This is a genomic window from Xanthomonas sp. 1678, from assembly GCF_031455575.1.
GTDB lineage: Bacteria > Pseudomonadota > Gammaproteobacteria > Xanthomonadales > Xanthomonadaceae > Xanthomonas_A.
On record NZ_JAVDSZ010000018.1, the window covers coordinates 25124 to 41017 of the forward strand.

The window sequence follows — 15894 nt, forward strand, 5'->3', positions numbered from 1 at the left end:
CCTGCTCCGCATCAGCGGATCAGGTACTGGTTGATCAGGTTCTCGTAGGCTTCCTGGCGGCCGCTGGCCTGCTGCGGCGCGCCGGCCTTGGCCGCGTGCGCCGCCAGGTCCGCCAGCGTGCTGCTGCCGGCCGCGAACGCCGCCCCGGCGCCGCTGTCGAAGCTGCTGTAGCGCTCGGCGCGCCACTGCTCCAGCGGCGAGGACGTCAGCAGCGCATGCGCAACCTCCAGCCCGCGCGCGAACGCGTCCATGCCGCCGATGTGCGCCAGGAACAGGTCCTGCGGATCGGACGACTCGCGCCGCACCTTGGCGTCGAAGTTCAGCCCGCCCGGCGCCAGCCCGCCCTGGCGCAGCACCACCAGCATCGCCCCGACCGTGTCGTACAGGTCGGTCGGGAACTGGTCGGTGTCCCAGCCGTTCTGCGGGTTGCCGCGGTTGGCGTCGATGCTGCCGAGCAGGCCCGCATCGGACGCCACCTGCAGGTCGTGCTCGAAGCTGTGGCCCGACAGCGTGGCGTGGTTGGCCTCGATGTTGAGCTTGAAGTCCTTGTCCAGGCCATGCTGGCGCAGGAAGCCGATCACCGTGGCGCTGTCGAAGTCGTACTGGTGCTTCATCGGCTCCATCGGCTTGGGCTCGATCAGGAAATTGCCGGTGAAGCCGATGCTGCGGCCGTAGTCGCGGGCGATGGTCAGAAAGCGCGCCATGTTGTCCTGCTCGCGCTTCATCTGCGTGTTGTGCAGGCTGGCATAGCCTTCGCGGCCGCCCCAGAACACGTAGTTCTCGCCGCCCAGCTCGACGGTAGCATCCAGCGCGGCCTTGACCTGCACCGCCGCGCGCGCGACCACGTTGAAGTCCGGGTTGGTCGCCGCACCGTTCATGTAGCGCGGGTGCGAGAACAGGTTGGCCGTGCCCCACAGCAACTTGATGCCGGTGTCGGCCTGGCGCTGCTTGGCGACGCCGACCATGTGCTGCAGATTCTTCTGGTACTGGCCGACGTCGTCCGCGTCCGGCGCCAGGTCGATGTCGTGGAAGCAGTAGTACGGCACGCCGAGCTTGGTGAAGAACTCGAACGCCGCATCGGCCTTGGCTTCGGCGCGGCCCAGCGCATCGCTGTCGGCGTCCCACGGATAGGCGCGCGTGCCCGGCCCGAACGGATCGGCGCCGTTGCCGCAGAAGCTGTGCCAGTACGCCACCGCGAAGCGCAGGTGCTCGGCCATGGTCTTGTCGCCGATGCGCTTGGTCGCATCGTAGACCTTGAACGCCAGCGGGTTGTCCGAGGCCTTGCCTTCGAACGCGATGCGGCCGATGCCCGGGAAGTGTTCCTTGGCGCCGATGTAGACGGAGTTGCTCATGGGAGATGGAGTCCTGTGCAGTGGGAGGAAGAAGAGGACGCGCGTTGCCGCCGCCGGGCCGGCACGATGCCGGCAGCCGAGACGGCGGCCGACGCGGCCGCGAATGGATGGGGCCGTGCGCACAGCCGCGGCTGGTGACCGCCAGTGGCGACGCGCGGATGTTCGATACAGATGGCGCAGGCACCTTGCCCGCCGTGGCGGCGCGGCCTGGCGCCAGCGCAGGCGATGCCGGACGACGACCGACGGCCGCTGCCGCGAGCGAACCGTGACGGACGCAACGTTATGGTAGCGCTACCAGAAACCGCACTAAAAAAAGCTTCGCTGCGGAGGGAAGCCGAGGGGGCCATCAGATGCGTTCGCAAGCCGGGGGACAGGCCGACTTTACCCAGCCCACCGGCGAAACGCTTGCTGCGCTGCGCCATCCGTGCGCATCGCGTGCGCGCCACCCGGTGCCGTGCGGTTGTCGGATCGCGCGCAGCGCCTCCTGAGCGCGGGCATGCTTACCACTGCAACGCGCCCCGGGTCGCGCCGACTACAATGCGCGCCGATGCCATCCACGCCCCTGCCCCTGACGCAATCCCTTGCCGATCCCGCCCCGCGCGATCGGCGCACGCCGTCGGCGCTGGGCAAGCGCCTGTGCCGGCAGGTCGGCCAGGCGATCGCCGATTTCGGCATGATCGAGGCCGGCGACAAGGTGATGGTGTGCCTGTCCGGCGGCAAGGACAGCTACACCCTGCTGGACATCCTGCTGCAGTTGCAGCGCAAGGCACCGGTGCCGTTCGAGCTGGTGGCGGTGAACCTGGACCAGAAACAGCCCGGCTTCCCCGCGCACGTGCTGCCCAACTACCTGCGCGCGCTCGGCGTGGCCTGGCACGTGATCGAGCAGGACACCTATTCGGTGGTCAGCCGCGTGGTGCCCGAGGGCAAGACGATGTGTTCGCTGTGCTCGCGGCTGCGCCGTGGCGCGCTGTACCGCTACGCCGCCGAGAACGGCATCAGCAAGATCGCGCTGGGCCACCACCGCGACGACCTCGTCGCCACGTTCTTCATGAACCTGTTCTTCCACGCAAAGCTGGCGGCGATGGCGCCCAAGCTGCGCAGCGACGACGGCCAGCACGTGGTGATCCGGCCGCTGGCCTACGTGCGCGAGGCCGACATCGCCGAGTACGCGCAGGCGCGCGGCTTCCCGCTGATCCCGTGCACGCTGTGCGGCAGCCAGGACAACCTGCAGCGGCGCCAGGTCGGGCTGATGCTGCAGCAGTGGGACCGCGAGCATCCGGGCCGCATCGAGCAGATCGCGCGCGCCATGGGCAACGTGCAGCCGGCGCAGCTGGCCGACCCGGCCCTGTTCGATTTCCGCGCGCTCGGCGCCGCCGATGCCGTGGCCGCCGTCGGCTGGCCGCTGGACGACGGGGCCTGACGCATCGGCCGCTGAACCGCGCGTTGCGGTATCGGGGCGGGAGCGATGCGACAATGCCCGCCGCCCCACCCTGCGCCTGGCGCCGGGCCGTTCCGTTTCCTTCTGCTGGATGCTCGATGTTCTTTCGCAACCTGACCCTGTTCCGCTTCCCCACCACCCTCGACTTCTCCGAGATCGACAAGCTCCTGCCGGAGGTGCAGCTCAAGCCGGTCGGCCCGCTGGAAATGAGCTCGCGCGGCTTCATCTCCCCGTTCGGCCGCGACGAGCGCGAGGTGCTGTCGCACCGCATCGCCGAGTTCCTGTGGCTGACCGTCGGCGGCGAGGACAAGATCCTGCCCGGTTCGGTGGTCAACGACCTGCTCGAGCGCAAGGTCGCCGAGATCGAGGAGAAGGAAGGCCGCCGGCCCGGCGGCAAGGCGCGCAAGCGGCTCAAGGACGACCTGATCCACGAGCTGCTGCCGCGCGCCTTCGTCAAGACCTCGCGCACCGATGCGATGCTCGACCTGCAGCACGGCTACGTCGCGGTGGACACCTCCAGCCGCAAGAGCGGCGAGAACGTGATGTCCGAGATCCGTGGCGTGCTGGGCAGCTTCCCGGCGCTGCCGCTGAACGCGGAAGTGGCGCCGCGCTCGATCCTGACCGGCTGGATCGCCGGCGAGCCCCTGCCCGAAGGCCTGAGCCTGGGCGAGGAATGCGAGATGAAGGATCCGATCGAAGGCGGCGCGGTGGTCAAGTGTCAGCACCAGGAACTGCGCTGCGACGAGATCGACAAGCACCTGGAAGCCGGCAAGCAGGTTACCAAGCTGGCGCTGATCCTGGACGACCACGTCTCCTTCGTGCTCGGCGACGACCTGGTGATCCGCAAGCTGAAATTCCTCGACGGCGCCCTGGACCAACTGGAGAACGCCGACCAGGACGGCGTGCGCGCCGAACTGGACGCCCGCTTCGCGCTGATGAGCGCCGAAGTGCGGCGCCTGTTCCTGCTGCTGGAAGAGGCGCTGAAGCTGAGCAAGGCAGAGGCCTGAGGCAAGGCCGGCAGCGGGCCGCCTCGATTTGGCGGCTCCCCTCGTCGCGACTGAAGTCGCTCCCACAAGGGAGCCCCAGCATGCCGGCCGGGTGCACTGTGGGAGGAACTTCAGTCCCGACTGCTGCCGGAGCCGAGCAATTTTCCGGCTGCGGTCGTCGCGGCTGAAGCCGCTCCTACGCAAGCCGCGCCTGCTGGTCAGGTGCACTGTAGGAGGGGCTTCAGCCCCGACCAGCAGCTACCGAAGCCGGACAACTTCCTGACTTCGCTCGTCGCGACTGAAGTCGCTCCCACAAGGGAGCCCCAGCATGCCGGCTGGGTGCACTGTGGGAGGGACTTCAGTCCCGACTGCTGCCAACCGGCCGGCTTCCTGACTTCGTTCGTCGCGGCTGAAGCCGCTCCTACAGGGGCCGCGGCATGCGCTGCTCGGGTCCACTGCCGAACGCTCCGGGGGCGCCCGTGACGGAATTCAGCTGAAGCATGCGGCGCGATCGGCGCACGCTGTCACCGTGCACGCACGCATGAGCGGTATGCTGTGCGCATGCCCGATTTCCTTCGTCGCCTGATCGCGCCGCCTGCCGCGGCGGTCGAACGCGACCTCGTCCGCCTGCGGTTGGACGAGCGCGAGATCGAGGTGCTGCGCGTGCGCGACCCGCGCGCGCGGCGGATCAAGCTAAGCGTGGACGAACGCGGCGCGCGCCTGACCCTGCCGCTGCGCGCCAGCCTGGTGTCCGGCGAGCGCTTCCTGCTCGAGCACCGGCACTGGCTCGGCGAGCAGCTGGCGCGCTACCAGGACGAAGACAACGAACCGGGCCTCGAACGCGGCGTGCCCGGCTGGCTGCCGCTGCGCGGCGAGCGTCTGCCGCTGCGCTGGAGCGAAGGCCGCTACGCGCACCTGCAGGTCGATGCCGAGGGCGCACTGCTGCAGCTGCCGGCGCGCGCCGGCGATGCGGCGATCGCGCGCGCGCTGCGCGAGTTCTACGAAGCGCAGGCGCGCGCCGACGTCGGCCGCTGGCTGCCCAGGTACCTGCCGTCGTTGCCGCGCGCGCCGGCGCGGGTGCGGCTGAAGGTGATGTCCTCGCAATGGGGCTCGCTGGCGCCGGACGGCTCGATGGCGCTGGACCTGGCGCTGGTGCTCGGGCGGCCGTCGGCGTTCGAGTACGTGCTGGTCCACGAGCTGTGCCACCTGCTCCAGGCCAACCACTCGCCCGCGTTCTGGCGCGAAGTGGAAGCGCGGTTCCCGGCCTGGCGCGCCGAGCGCGACTATTTCCACGCCCACGGGCGGCGCCTGAAGGCGCAAATGCGGCGGTTGTTGAGCTAGGCGGGTTTGCGACTCTGGTCGCAGCAGGATTCCTCAGTGACGCCGGTCGCGACGATGGTCCTGGACAACCCGGGCCGCTCCCGCACGCCGTCATCAGCATCAGCCCAACGCCCGATAGCGGCAACGGCGACCTCATCGAGTCGCTCACCGGGCAGGACTGCAGCGCGCGCGGATGCCGGCAACGCCGGCCTGCAGATGTAGCCAGCCATTCGCCGACCGGGCAGTCGGCCGACAGCGCGATGCCGCCGGGCTGATCCGGCAAACCTGTTCGGAGTGGGTGTCGTCTCGATGCGACGCAGCGGCGTCGGCGATGCAGCAACGGGTCGGATCGGCGGATTTCGCCTCAGCGCTGCGGAAGAAGAACTCCATGCGCAGCGCCCGGCAGGCCCCCTCTCCCCGCCTACCTCACACCTGGCGCGGCCTCCGGCGCCAGCGAGCGATACGGTCCGAGCGGCACTACGCCGGCATGTCAGGACGCCGGGATCGGGCCGCGTACGCAAGACGTATCGCGTCTATGCCTGTTTTGTCGGCAGGCGTGGCGGGAACTTAAGCGAAATCTTTTCTACACACAAGCTTCACGGAGATTGTGCAGGTTCGTCATTCAGCGCTGGGAGCCCATCCGGGCGGCGCAGGCCGGCGGCTCAGAGGAAGTCGCGCAGCAGCGCCGCCACCGCGGCCGGCTGTTCCATGTGCAGGTGGTGGGTGCCCGGCAGCACGTGCACGCGGCCGTGGCGCAGCCGCGCCGCGCGCTCGCGCCGCAGCTGCTCGGGGAAGTACGGTTGCGCCGGATCGGCGTAGATCACCTGCGTCGGGCACTCGATGCCGGCCAGCAGCGCCTGCACCTGCGCCTCGCTCAACCGCACCGCGGTGGGCAGGGTCAGGCGCCGGTCGCTGCGCCAGACGTAGCCGCCCTCCACCGGCCGCACCCCGCGCTCCACCAGCAGGCGCGCCGCCGGCTCGCTGAGCTGGTTGGCCTGCATCCGCGCGCGCACCGGCGCGGCCAGGTCGGGGAACACGCGCAGCGGCGCGGTGTTCGCGCGACGCGTCGCGTCGACGCTGTCGCGCAGCCGCTCCAGCGTGCCCTCCACGGTCTCGGCCAGGCCGCCGAGCATCTCGATCGCGACCAGCTTGGCGACCCGCTGCGGCACCGCCGCGGCCAGGGTGCTGGCGATCGCCGCACCCATCGAATGGCCGATCACCGCGAAACGTTCCCAGCCCAGCGCGTCGGCCGCGTCCAGCAGCGGATGCAGCGCGCCGGTCAGCAGGTAGTCGGCGCCGGCCGGCAGCGGGTCGCTGTGGCCGTGGCCGGGCAGGTCCAGCATCACCAGGTCCAGCTGCGGCAGCTGCGCGCTCAGCGGCACGAAGCTGGCGGCATTGTCCAGCCAGCCGTGCAGCGCCAGCACCTTGGGGCCCTGCGGATCGCCGCTGCGCAGCCCGGCCAGCATGCCCACCCGCGACGGGCAGGCGAACGGACGCAATGTCATGCGGCGCGCGCGGCCAGCTGCGCCAGCGCGCGTGCGTGCGCCGGGGCGTCGTTGAGACAGGGGATGTAACGCACCTGCATGCCGCGCGCGGCGCAGGTCTCGACGAAGCCCATGGCCACTTCCTCCAGCGTTTCCAGGCAGTCGGTAGCGAAGCCCGGGCAGATCACGTCGACCCGCTTGGTGCCCTGCTCGGCCAATTGCCACAGGCTCGGCTCGGCGTAGGGCTGCAGCCAGCGCTCGGCGCCGAAGCGCGACTGGTAGCCGAGCTGCCACTCGCCGGCGTCCAGGCCCAGCGCCGCGGCGATTGCCTGCGCGCTGGCCTCGCAACGCTGCGGGTACGGGTCGCCGTTGTTGGCCACGCGCTGGGGCAGGCCATGGAAGGAGAAGAACAGGGTCTCGCCGCGGCCGTGCTGCGCCCAGTGCGCGCGCACGCTGTCGGCGACCGCTTCGACCCAGCCCGGGTCGGTCGGATAGTCCTCGATCAGGGTCACCGGCAGCTGCGGATTGCGCGCCTGCCAGGCCTGCACCACGTCCTCGATCGAGGCGGTGGTGGTGGTCGAATACTGCGGGTACAGCGGCAACACCACGATCCGGCGCACGCCGCCGTCGCGCAGCGCGTCCAGGGCCGGCGCCAGCGCCGGCGTGCCGTAGCGCATCGCCCAGGCCACGCGGTGGTCGGGCAGCTCGCGCTGCATGCCCTCGGCCAGGCGCCGCGTGTACACCGCCAGCGGCGAGCCTTCCGGCAGCCACACCAGGGCGTACTTCTCCGCCGAGCGCGGCGAGCGGCGCGGCAGGATGATCCAGTTCAGCAGCGGCCACCAGAACAGCTTGGGAATCGCCACCACGCGTTTATCGCCGAGGAATTCGGCCAGGTAGCGGGCGACCGCAGGCGCGGTCGGCGCCTCGGGCGTGCCTAGGTTCACCACCAGCACGGCGGTATCGGGTGTGTCGGACATGCATGCATTGTGGCAGAGGCGCCCGTCGCGCGCGTTGCGATCGTGTCTATCGCAACGATCGGCATGCCCGCACGCGCAGCGCCATCGCTCATTGCCGATTCATTGCGCTGTGACTAAGTTCAAGGACTTGCAGTATCTTGCTGCGGACCTATTTCGGAAGCCCGCCATGCCTCGCCTGCCGCGCATCGCCCTGTTGTTGAGCACCACGCTGTTCGTCGGCCATGCCGTGGCCGGCCCGGAAGAAGACGAGCGCGCGCGCAATGCGCTGCGCGTGCTGAGCGACATCCAGGAGATCCCGGAGCAGTCCATCCCCGACAAGCTGCTCGACGAGGGCCGCGCGATTGTGGTGATCCCGGACACGCTCAAGGCCGGCCTGGTCATCGGCGGGCGCCGCGGCCACGGCCTGATGTCGGTCAAGCGTCCCGACGGCACCTGGTCCAACCCCGTGTTCGTCAAGCTCACCGGCGGCAGCATCGGCTTCCAGGTCGGCGTGCAGTCCTCCGACGTGGTGCTGGTGTTCCGCAACGACCGCAGCCTGGACAACATCGTCAACGGCAAGTTCACCCTCGGCGCCGATGCCGGCGTCGCCGCCGGCCCGGTCGGGCGCAACGCCTCGGCCGCCACCGACGGCCAGCTCAAGGCCGAGATCTGGTCGTGGTCGCGCGCGCGCGGCCTGTTCGCCGGCGTGGCGCTGGACGGCGCCGCGCTGCAGATCGACGATGCCGCCGACCTCAACGTGTACGGCAGCAACACCACCCCGCGCATGATCTTCGAAGGCCGCACCACCAGCCTGCCGTCCAACGACGTGGTCGCGTTCCGCGACAAGCTCGAGGAAGCCACCTACGCGGCGCGGCAGAACCGCGGCACCGACGGCGGCGCCGCCCGCACCGCCAGCGCTCCGCCGCCGCGGCCGCAGCCCTCGGCGCAGGCCGCGCCAGCGACTGGTGCCGAACCCGCCGACGGCGCCAGCACCGCGCCCTTGCAGGCGCCGCCGCAGACGCCGCCGCCGCAGGGTGGCTTCCAGCCGGTATCCGAAGGCGAGATCCGCACCGAATCGCTCGACGGCAATCGCTAGGCGCCCATTCATTCCCGAATAGGCCGTGACAGCCTGGCAGACCGTCGTCCGGTGCCGCGTGGCGCAGTACCTGACTGGCCGGTCGATTACGGCCCGCCAGGCCCGCAATCCGCAGGGCGGCGGCATGCGCCGGCCGCCGCGTCAGCGCCAGGTGTGGACAGCGGTCCACGTCTCACCCTGTTCCTTGCCGCGTGCACGCGCCACAGCGGCACAGCCCACTCCGGAAATGCGTTGACACGCCTTCGGCGCGCCGCACCGAACGCACTGCGGCGCGGTGCGTTATCCTGCGCGTTCCTTACGACTTCTCTGCGAGCGGATCATGGGCGGTTTTAGCATCTGGCACTGGCTTGTGGTGCTGGTGATCGTGCTGCTGGTGTTCGGCACCAAGCGGCTGACCAGCGGCGCCAAGGATCTCGGCAGTGCGGTCAAGGAATTCAAGAAAGGCATGCGCGACGAAGACAAGCCCGCCGGCCAGCTCGGCGACGAGTCGCGCAGCGAACAGTCCCGCGAGACCCAGGCCGAACGCGACCGCGACGCGCGCTGATCGGAAGCCGCTGGCGTGTTCGATATCGGATTCAGCGAACTGCTGCTGATCGCTGTGGTGGCGCTGGTGGTGCTCGGCCCGGAACGGCTGCCCAAGGCCGCGCGCTTCGCCGGGCTGTGGGTGCGCCGCGCGCGCGCGCAGTGGGACTCGGTGAAGCAGGAACTGGAGCGCGAACTGGAAGCGGAAGAACTCAAGCGCAGCCTGCAGGACGTGCAGGCCTCGCTGCGCCAGGCCGAATCGCAGTTGCGCGACGGCGGCCAGCAGCTGCAGCGCGAGACCGAGGCGCTGCGCCGCGAGATCGACCCGACCGGACCGGAGCCGCTCGCCGACGCCGCATCCGCCGAACCGCAGGCCCCGGCGCAGCCGGTGGAGCAGCTGGCGCCGGCTGGCGTGCCCGCCGCTGCGGAACCGTCCGCGGCGCCGCAGCCCGCTGCGCCCACGCACGCCTCCACCGAGCCGCGGCCGGCCCCGCACGACGCTGCGCCCGCCGCACCGGCACCCGGCGCCACACCGCCCAACGGCACTCCTGAGGCGCCGCGATGAATCCGGAAGCCGAAAGCAGCCTGATCGAACACCTGGTCGAATTGCGCGCGCGCCTGGTGCGCGCGCTGCTCGGCCTGGGCGTGGTGGTGCTGGCATTGCTGCCCTTCTCCAAGCCCATCTACACCTGGCTGGCCGCGCCGATGCTCGCGCAGCTGCCGATCGGCCAGAGCGTGATCGCCACCCACCCGGCCGGCGCGGTGTTCGCCCCGCTCAAGCTGACCTTCTTCGTGGGCGTGTTCATCGCCGTGCCGTGGCTGCTGTACCAGGCCTGGGCCTTCGTCGCCCCGGGCCTGTACCAGCGCGAGAAGCGCCTGGCGCTGCCGCTGCTGGCCTCGGCGGTGCTGCTGTTCTACGTTGGCTGCGCCTTCGCCTATTTCCTGGTGCTGCCGGCGGTGTTCCACTTCCTGACCACGTTCAAGCCGGACATCATCCAGCTCACCCCCGACGCCGGCGCGTACCTGGATTTCGTGCTGGCGATCTTCTTCGCCTTCGGCGCCAGCTTCGAACTGCCGGTGGCGCTGGTGATCCTGGCCCTGCTCGGCTGGGTGACCCCGCAGCAGCTGCGCGAAGGCCGTGGCTACGCGGTGGTCGGCATCTTCGTGCTGGCCGCGGTGCTGACCCCGCCGGACGTGGTCTCGCAGCTGATGCTGGCGATCCCGATGTGCCTGCTGTACGAACTGGGCATCATCGCCGCGGCGGCGGTGACCAGGAAGCCGCCGGAAGTGGAAGTCCGCGACTAGCGGATTTCCCGCTTGGCGCTGCCTAGCGTCAGTGCGTCTGCCGTGACCAAGCAGTTCCGGTAAAGCCCGTCGCGACTGAAGTCGCTCCTACAGGGAGCGGGAGCCCCGCTTTTCCGAGTCCCCGATCCCGAGTCCCAAGTCCCGGCTGCTCAGGCCACAAACACATTGGAAGGCGGCGGCGGCACCGCCGGCGCGGTATCGCCGGCGTGCACGAACATCTGCTTCCACGCCGCGTACACCGCGCCGGCCAGCGCCGGCATCGCCAGCGCCATCAGCAGCAGCTGCGCAACCAGGGCCGCGATCGTCGGCCCGGCCAGCGCCTGTACCAGCAGGATCACCAGCACCAGGGCGAAATACAGCGCGAACATCGCGATGAAGGCCAGGATGAAGAACACCAGCATCGCCGGCAGGTTGTGCAGGCAGGCGCGCAGGCTGTTGCGCATCGCCGCCAGGCCGCCGCGGCCGTCGAACATCACCTGCGGGGCGAGCACGAACAGGGTCAGGGTCACCGCCACGAAGCCGACGAACACCAGCAGCAGCCACAGCAGGATGCGCATCGCCGGCAGCGTCGCCACCAGCTGCTCGACCTGCGCCGGATCCGGCTGGGCGCTGGACTGACCGAGTTCGTTGAGCTTGGTCATCACCGTCGCCAGCTGCTCCCAGCCGCTCTGGCCGACCACTACCAGGGCCAGGGCGCCCAGCGCCAGGCCGACCACCACCTGCGGCAGCAGCGCCACCAGCAGACTCGGCGCGCGGCCGTCGTGCACGCCCTGCAGCAGGTGCGCCGGCTGCGCGGTGCGGCCCTGGTCCACTTCGCGTACCGCCCACACCAGCCCGCCGAACAGCAAAGGCCCGGCCAGGCCCAGCAGCAATTGCGCCAGCATGCCCAGGGTCGGGCTCAGCGCGCCCATCAGCAACGCCAGCAGCGCCGCCAGGCCCCAGATCACCCCCAACAGGCCCAGCGCCAGCGGCGCGCGGCGCAGCAGCGCGATCCCGCTCAACAGCCATTCCGCGCCGGCCGAGGCCGGCAGCTTGCGAATCTCGATCATTGCCAATCCGAAGTGGGGGGCGCCGTACGACGCGGCGCCTGCACAGATTATCGCGGTTTTACCTGGCCGCCGGCGGGTTGCTGGCCGCGCGCGTGCTGAACGAAGCGCCGCAGCAGCTTGCGCGCCAGCGGCGCGGCGCTGACCTCGCGGGCGATGGTACGGGCGCAGCGGCCGGCGCTGCGTAGACAGTCGGCGCGGGCGTGCACGTAGCCGCGCATGTGATGGGTGGCGAATTCCGGGTGGAACTGCACGCCCCAGGCCGCCTCGCCCCAGCGGAAGGCGTGGCACTGGTCCTGCGCCGAGCGCGCCAGCACGGTGGCGCCGGCCGGCGCGCGCAGCACCGTCTGCAGGTGCGTGGCGTGGGCCGGGAAGCGTTCGGGCAGGCCGGCGAACAGCGGATCGTCGAACGCCGGTGGGTGCAGGTCGATATGCACGGTGCCCGATTCGCGCCCGGCCGGGTTGTAGGCGACCTCCCCGCCCAGCGCATGCGCCAGCAGCTGGTGGCCGTAGCAGATGCCCAGCAGCGGCGTGCCGTCGTGAGCGGCCTCGCGCAGCCAGTCGGCCGAGCGCTCGCTCCAGTCGGCGCGGTCGGTGACGAAGGCGGCCGAGCCGGTGACGATGATCCCGGCGAAGCCTGCGCGCGCGGGCAGCGCGGCGCCGGCCGCGACATTGGCGACCACGGTGTCGCGCTCGGCCAGGCCGGCGGCGACGCGGATCCAGTGCGGGAAGCGCCCATAGCGCCGCATCGTCGCCACCGGCTCACCGGTCTCGAGGATCAGGAAGGGCGCGGCGGACGGACGGTAGGATCCCAGCGGCATGACCCGATTTAGACAGCATCGGCAGGCGCTTTTCAAGCCTCGCCGCGTCCGGCGCTATCATCGGAGCGCATCGACTGCTGCGGCGCCATGGCCATTTCATCCTCTGCGATCGACCTGCCGCTCATCCAGGCCTGGCTGCATGCGCGCTCGGTAGGGCGCGAACTGCCCCTGCCGGTGCCCGATCATGGCGGGCTGCGAGTGGATACCGGCCAGGCGCAGGAACGCATGCGCTACGTCTTCGCCGAACCGGTTGCGGGGCTGGCCGCATTGGCCGCGCGGATCGAGCAACCGCGCTTGTTCCTGAAGTTGTGCGGCAGCGCGCGGCAATTGGCCGAACACCTGCCGCCGCGTTGGCAGCTGCAGCCCATGCGCTGGGTGATGCAGAGCCGGTCGGCGGCGCCGCCTTGCTGTACCTTGCCGGCCGGCTATCGCATGGAACGGTCGGCGCAAGGCCCGGTCTGGACCGTGGCGATCCTGTGCGGCGGCGATGTCGCCGCCAGCGGCTACGCGATCGCCGCGGCGGGCGTGTTCGTCTACGACCGCATCGCCGTCGCGCCGGCACACCGCCGCCGCGGCCTGGGCCGCTGTCTGATGCAGGCGCTGGGATCGGCATGCCGCGCGCCGGATCAGCAGATCCTGGTCGCCACCGACGAAGGCCGTGCGCTCTACCGGGCGCTGGGCTGGCAGGTACTCTCGCCGTTCGCGACCGCGGTGATCCCGGGATAGGCGCCGCCTACTCGCGCGGCGGCAGCACCGACAGCACTTCCTCGATGGTGGTCAGCCCGGCGGCGACCTTTTCCAGGCCGGCGCGGCGCAGGCTGCGCACGCCTTCGGCCTGCGCGGCGCGGCTGAAGCCGGCCAGGTCCATGTCGGCGCGGATCAGCGCGCGCAGGCGCGGCGTCACCGGCAGCAGTTCGTACAGGCCGACCCGGCCTAGGTAGCCGGTGCGGCGGCATTCCAGGCAGCCGACCGGGGCGTGCACCTGCACGTCGTCCGGCAGCGCTTCGCCCGGCTCGCGCAGCGCGTCCCATTCGATCTCGCTGAGCGTGTGCGGGCGCTTGCAGTGCGTGCACAGGGTGCGCACCAGGCGCTGCGCCAGCACGCCGTTGAGCGTGGAGGCGACCAGGTAGTGCGGCACGCCCAGGTCGAGCAGGCGGGTGATCGCCGAGGGCGCGTCGTTGGTGTGCAGGGTGGACAGCACCAGGTGCCCGGTCAGCGAGGCCTGCACCGCCATCTGCGCGGTTTCCAGGTCGCGGATCTCGCCGATCATGATGATGTCCGGGTCCTGCCGCAGCAGGGTGCGCACGCCGCTGGCGAAGTCCAGGTCGATGTTGGTCTGCACCTGCATCTGGTTGAACTCCGGCGCGATCATCTCGATCGGGTCCTCGACGCTGCACACGTTCACGTCGGGGGTGGCCAGGCGCTTGAGCGTGGAGTACAGCGTGGTGGTCTTGCCCGAGCCGGTCGGGCCGGTGACCAGCACGATGCCGTGCGGGCGCTCGACCAGCGCCGACCAGCCGGCCGCCTCCTGCGCGCTGAAGCCGAGCTGGTCCACGCTCTTGAACGCCGCGTCCGGGTCGAAGATGCGCATCACGCACTTCTCGCCGAACGCGGTGGGCATCGTCGACAGGCGCATCTCGGTCTCGCGTCCGCCCGGCGAGCGGGTCTTGATGCGCCCGTCCTGCGGGCGCCGGCGCTCGGCCAGGTCCATGCGCCCGAGCACCTTGATCCGGCTGACGATGGCAGTCATCACCGCCGGCGGCACTTCCAGCACCTTGTGCAGCACGCCGTCGATGCGGAAGCGCATGCGCCCGGCCTCGCGCCGCGGCTCCAGGTGGATGTCGCTGGCGCGCTGCTCGTAGGCGTACTGCAGCAGCCAGTCGACGATGTGCACGATGTGGTGGTCGTCGGCATTGACGTCGCCGCCGCGGCCCAGTTCCACCAGCTGCTCGAAGCTGGGCAGGCCGCTGCTCTGCTCGTTGCGCCCGTCCTTGGCGCCGCGCACCGAACGGGTCACGCCGAAGAACTCCATCGTGTAGCGGTGCAGGTCCAGCGGGTTGACCACCGCGATCTCGATCCGGCGCCGCGCCAGGTGCTGCACGTCGGCCAGCCAGTCCAGCGCCAGCGGCTCGCTGGTCGCCACCAGCACGCGCTCGGCGTCCAGCGCCAGCGGCAGGATGCGGTGGCGGCGCGCGTAGGCGTGCGAGACCACGGCGGTGACCGCGGCCACGTCGACCCGGGTCGGGTCGATGCGCAGGTAGCGCAGGCCGCAGCGCTGCGCCAGCCACTCGGTCAGCCGCTCCAGGCCCAGCTCGCTGCCGGGCGGACGGGTCGCAGCCAGTTTCAGGTTGGACAGCAGCACCAGCGGATGCACGTCGCTGACGGTGCGCGCGGACTGCGCCGAGAACTGCATGCGGCCGCGCTCGGCCGGCGCGACCAGGCCGTCGGCGAGCAACGCAGCGGCCACGCGCTCGAAACTCAGGCGCCCGGGCGGCAGCGACACGGCAGCGGGTACAGGCACGGCGGGCGGCTGCGCGGCAGGTCGCGAATCCATGGTCAGGTCCGGTGCGCGGAAGTCCCCGCAAGTCGGTCGCTATACTAGCGCACCCCTTTTGCCGGCCTTTGCTGCATGCCCGTCTCCCGGTCCGTTCCGATCACGTTCCAGGGTCTGATCCAGACCCTCAACCAGTTCTGGGCGCAGCACGGCTGCGTGCTGATCCAACCGCTGGACCTGGAAGTGGGCGCCGGCACCTTCCATCCGGCCACGTTCCTGCGCGCGCTCGGGCCGGAGCCGTGGAACGCGGCCTACGTGCAGCCCTGCCGCCGCCCCACCGACGGCCGCTACGGCGAGAACCCGAACCGCCTGCAGCGCTACTACCAGTACCAGGTGGCGATGAAGCCGAACCCTGACAACATCCAGCAGCTGTACCTGGATTCGCTCAAGGCGCTGGGCATCGACCCGCTGGTGCACGACCTGCGCTTCGTCGAGGACAACTGGGAATCGCCGACGCTCGGCGCCTGGGGCCTGGGCTGGGAGGTGTGGCTCAACGGCATGGAGGTCACCCAGTTCACCTACTTCCAGCAGGCCGGCGGCCTGGAATGCAAGCCGGTGCTGGGCGAGATCACCTACGGCCTGGAGCGGTTGTGCATGTACCTGCAGAACTGCGACAACGTCTACGACCTGGTGTGGACCTACGGCCCGGACGGCACGCCGGTGACCTACGGCGACGTCTACCACCAGAACGAGGTGGAGCAGAGCGCGTACAACTTCGAGCATGCCGACGTGGCCGAGCTGTTCCATCGCTTCGACGCCTGCGAGCGCGAAGCGCAGCGGCTGGTCGAGCTGGGCCTGCCGCTGCCGGCCTACGAGCAGGTGACCAAGGCCAGCCACGCCTTCAACCTGCTCGACGCGCGCCGCGCGATCTCGGTGACCGAACGCCAGCGCTACATCCTGCGCGTGCGCGCGCTGGCGCAGGCGGTGGCCAAGGCCTATCACGCGCAACGCGAGAAGCTGGGCTTCCCCGGCGTGAAGCGCTGAGGCTGTAAAGCCCCTCTCCCTCCGGGAGAG

At 70.5% G+C, this 15894-nt stretch carries 16 protein-coding genes; 9 read left to right on the top strand and 7 right to left on the bottom strand.

Going from position 1 to position 15894, the window contains the following annotated elements; genetic code table 11:
- Positions 1–11: 11 nt before the first annotated feature.
- Positions 12–1352, bottom strand: coding sequence for a xylose isomerase (gene xylA, locus J2Y70_RS21360; RefSeq protein ID WP_309922296.1), 1341 nt, complete (start codon positions 1350–1352; stop codon positions 12–14).
- Positions 1353–1899: 547 nt separating this feature from the next.
- Between xylA and ttcA the strand changes: the two genes are divergently transcribed.
- From ttcA to J2Y70_RS21375, 3 genes are all read left to right on the top strand, one after another.
- Positions 1900–2772 (top strand): tRNA 2-thiocytidine(32) synthetase TtcA, encoded by an 873-nt coding sequence (gene ttcA / locus J2Y70_RS21365; protein ID WP_309922299.1) that lies wholly within the window; start codon positions 1900–1902, stop codon positions 2770–2772.
- Between the two features lie 116 nt (positions 2773–2888).
- The gene (locus J2Y70_RS21370) at positions 2889–3797 is read left to right on the top strand and encodes a recombination-associated protein RdgC (RefSeq protein ID WP_263396542.1); all 909 of its coding nucleotides are present in this window, start codon (positions 2889–2891) and stop codon (positions 3795–3797) included.
- A 540-nt stretch (positions 3798–4337) separates the two neighbouring features.
- On the top strand, positions 4338–5117 hold the full coding sequence (locus J2Y70_RS21375) for a SprT family zinc-dependent metalloprotease (RefSeq protein WP_309922304.1): 780 nt from the start codon (positions 4338–4340) through the stop codon (positions 5115–5117).
- A 144-nt stretch (positions 5118–5261) separates the two neighbouring features.
- On the opposite strand, the gene J2Y70_RS21380 is transcribed toward J2Y70_RS21375, so the two are convergent.
- The 3 genes from J2Y70_RS21380 to hemH form a co-directional block, all read right to left on the bottom strand.
- Positions 5262–5486 (bottom strand): hypothetical protein, encoded by a 225-nt coding sequence (locus J2Y70_RS21380; protein WP_309922307.1) that lies wholly within the window; start codon positions 5484–5486, stop codon positions 5262–5264.
- A gap of 272 nt (positions 5487–5758) precedes the next feature.
- Positions 5759–6601: an alpha/beta hydrolase gene (locus J2Y70_RS21385; RefSeq protein WP_309922311.1), complete on the bottom strand. Its 843-nt coding sequence runs from the start codon at positions 6599–6601 to the stop codon at positions 5759–5761.
- The gene (gene hemH / locus J2Y70_RS21390; protein ID WP_309922314.1) at positions 6598–7557 is read right to left on the bottom strand and encodes a ferrochelatase; all 960 of its coding nucleotides are present in this window, start codon (positions 7555–7557) and stop codon (positions 6598–6600) included. Before hemH ends, J2Y70_RS21385 begins: the two co-directional genes overlap by 4 nt.
- A gap of 166 nt (positions 7558–7723) precedes the next feature.
- On the opposite strand from hemH, the gene J2Y70_RS21395 reads away from it, so the two are divergent.
- The 4 genes from J2Y70_RS21395 (at position 7724) to tatC (ending at position 10459) form a co-directional block, all read left to right on the top strand.
- Complete coding sequence (locus tag J2Y70_RS21395; protein ID WP_309922318.1) at positions 7724–8632, top strand: YSC84-related protein; 909 nt, start codon at positions 7724–7726, stop codon at positions 8630–8632.
- 319 nt (positions 8633–8951) lie between these two features.
- Positions 8952–9176 (top strand): Sec-independent protein translocase subunit TatA, encoded by a 225-nt coding sequence (tatA, locus tag J2Y70_RS21400; protein ID WP_263396537.1) that lies wholly within the window; start codon positions 8952–8954, stop codon positions 9174–9176.
- A gap of 15 nt (positions 9177–9191) precedes the next feature.
- Positions 9192–9719: a Sec-independent protein translocase protein TatB gene (gene tatB, locus J2Y70_RS21405; RefSeq protein WP_309922323.1), complete on the top strand. Its 528-nt coding sequence runs from the start codon at positions 9192–9194 to the stop codon at positions 9717–9719.
- Positions 9716–10459 carry a twin-arginine translocase subunit TatC gene (gene tatC, locus J2Y70_RS21410; RefSeq protein ID WP_263396535.1) on the top strand — a complete coding sequence of 248 codons (744 nt, stop codon included), beginning with the start codon at positions 9716–9718 and terminating at the stop codon, positions 10457–10459. The genes tatB and tatC overlap by 4 nt, the downstream gene beginning before the upstream one ends.
- Positions 10460–10608: 149 nt before the next feature.
- Here tatC and J2Y70_RS21415 read toward each other — a convergent pair whose 3' ends face one another.
- Together J2Y70_RS21415 and J2Y70_RS21420 are read right to left on the bottom strand one after the other, a co-directional pair.
- A complete protein-coding gene (locus tag J2Y70_RS21415) occupies positions 10609–11508 on the bottom strand; it encodes a BPSS1780 family membrane protein (RefSeq protein WP_309922326.1) in 900 nt (299 codons plus the stop codon).
- A 47-nt stretch (positions 11509–11555) separates the two neighbouring features.
- Complete coding sequence (locus J2Y70_RS21420) at positions 11556–12326, bottom strand: glutamine amidotransferase (protein ID WP_309922329.1); 771 nt, start codon at positions 12324–12326, stop codon at positions 11556–11558.
- An 87-nt stretch (positions 12327–12413) separates the two neighbouring features.
- Here J2Y70_RS21420 and J2Y70_RS21425 point away from each other — a divergent pair, with 87 nt between their 5' ends.
- On the top strand, positions 12414–13052 hold the full coding sequence (locus J2Y70_RS21425) for a GNAT family N-acetyltransferase (protein ID WP_309922331.1): 639 nt from the start codon (positions 12414–12416) through the stop codon (positions 13050–13052).
- Between the two features lie 7 nt (positions 13053–13059).
- On the opposite strand, the gene J2Y70_RS21430 is transcribed toward J2Y70_RS21425, so the two are convergent.
- A complete protein-coding gene (locus J2Y70_RS21430; protein WP_309922333.1) occupies positions 13060–14880 on the bottom strand; it encodes a GspE/PulE family protein in 1821 nt (606 codons plus the stop codon).
- A gap of 75 nt (positions 14881–14955) precedes the next feature.
- Here J2Y70_RS21430 and glyQ point away from each other — a divergent pair, with 75 nt between their 5' ends.
- Entirely contained in the window at positions 14956–15864 is a 909-nt protein-coding gene (gene glyQ / locus J2Y70_RS21435; protein ID WP_263396531.1) for a glycine--tRNA ligase subunit alpha, read from the top strand.
- Positions 15865–15894: the final 30 nt, after the last annotated feature.

Coding starts and splice junctions, on each gene's coding strand:
- xylA (WP_309922296.1), bottom strand. CDS start 1,352: ATGAGCAACTCCGTCTACATCGGCGCCAAGGAACACTTCCCGGGCATC.
- ttcA (WP_309922299.1), top strand. CDS start 1,900: ATGCCATCCACGCCCCTGCCCCTGACGCAATCCCTTGCCGATCCCGCC.
- J2Y70_RS21370 (WP_263396542.1), top strand. CDS start 2,889: ATGTTCTTTCGCAACCTGACCCTGTTCCGCTTCCCCACCACCCTCGAC.
- J2Y70_RS21375 (WP_309922304.1), top strand. CDS start 4,338: ATGCCCGATTTCCTTCGTCGCCTGATCGCGCCGCCTGCCGCGGCGGTC.
- J2Y70_RS21380 (WP_309922307.1), bottom strand. CDS start 5,486: ATGGAGTTCTTCTTCCGCAGCGCTGAGGCGAAATCCGCCGATCCGACC.
- J2Y70_RS21385 (WP_309922311.1), bottom strand. CDS start 6,601: ATGACATTGCGTCCGTTCGCCTGCCCGTCGCGGGTGGGCATGCTGGCC.
- hemH (WP_309922314.1), bottom strand. CDS start 7,557: ATGTCCGACACACCCGATACCGCCGTGCTGGTGGTGAACCTAGGCACG.
- J2Y70_RS21395 (WP_309922318.1), top strand. CDS start 7,724: ATGCCTCGCCTGCCGCGCATCGCCCTGTTGTTGAGCACCACGCTGTTC.
- tatA (WP_263396537.1), top strand. CDS start 8,952: ATGGGCGGTTTTAGCATCTGGCACTGGCTTGTGGTGCTGGTGATCGTG.
- tatC (WP_263396535.1), top strand. CDS start 9,716: ATGAATCCGGAAGCCGAAAGCAGCCTGATCGAACACCTGGTCGAATTG.
- J2Y70_RS21415 (WP_309922326.1), bottom strand. CDS start 11,508: ATGATCGAGATTCGCAAGCTGCCGGCCTCGGCCGGCGCGGAATGGCTG.
- J2Y70_RS21420 (WP_309922329.1), bottom strand. CDS start 12,326: ATGCCGCTGGGATCCTACCGTCCGTCCGCCGCGCCCTTCCTGATCCTC.
- J2Y70_RS21425 (WP_309922331.1), top strand. CDS start 12,414: ATGGCCATTTCATCCTCTGCGATCGACCTGCCGCTCATCCAGGCCTGG.
- J2Y70_RS21430 (WP_309922333.1), bottom strand. CDS start 14,880: ATGGATTCGCGACCTGCCGCGCAGCCGCCCGCCGTGCCTGTACCCGCT.
- glyQ (WP_263396531.1), top strand. CDS start 14,956: ATGCCCGTCTCCCGGTCCGTTCCGATCACGTTCCAGGGTCTGATCCAG.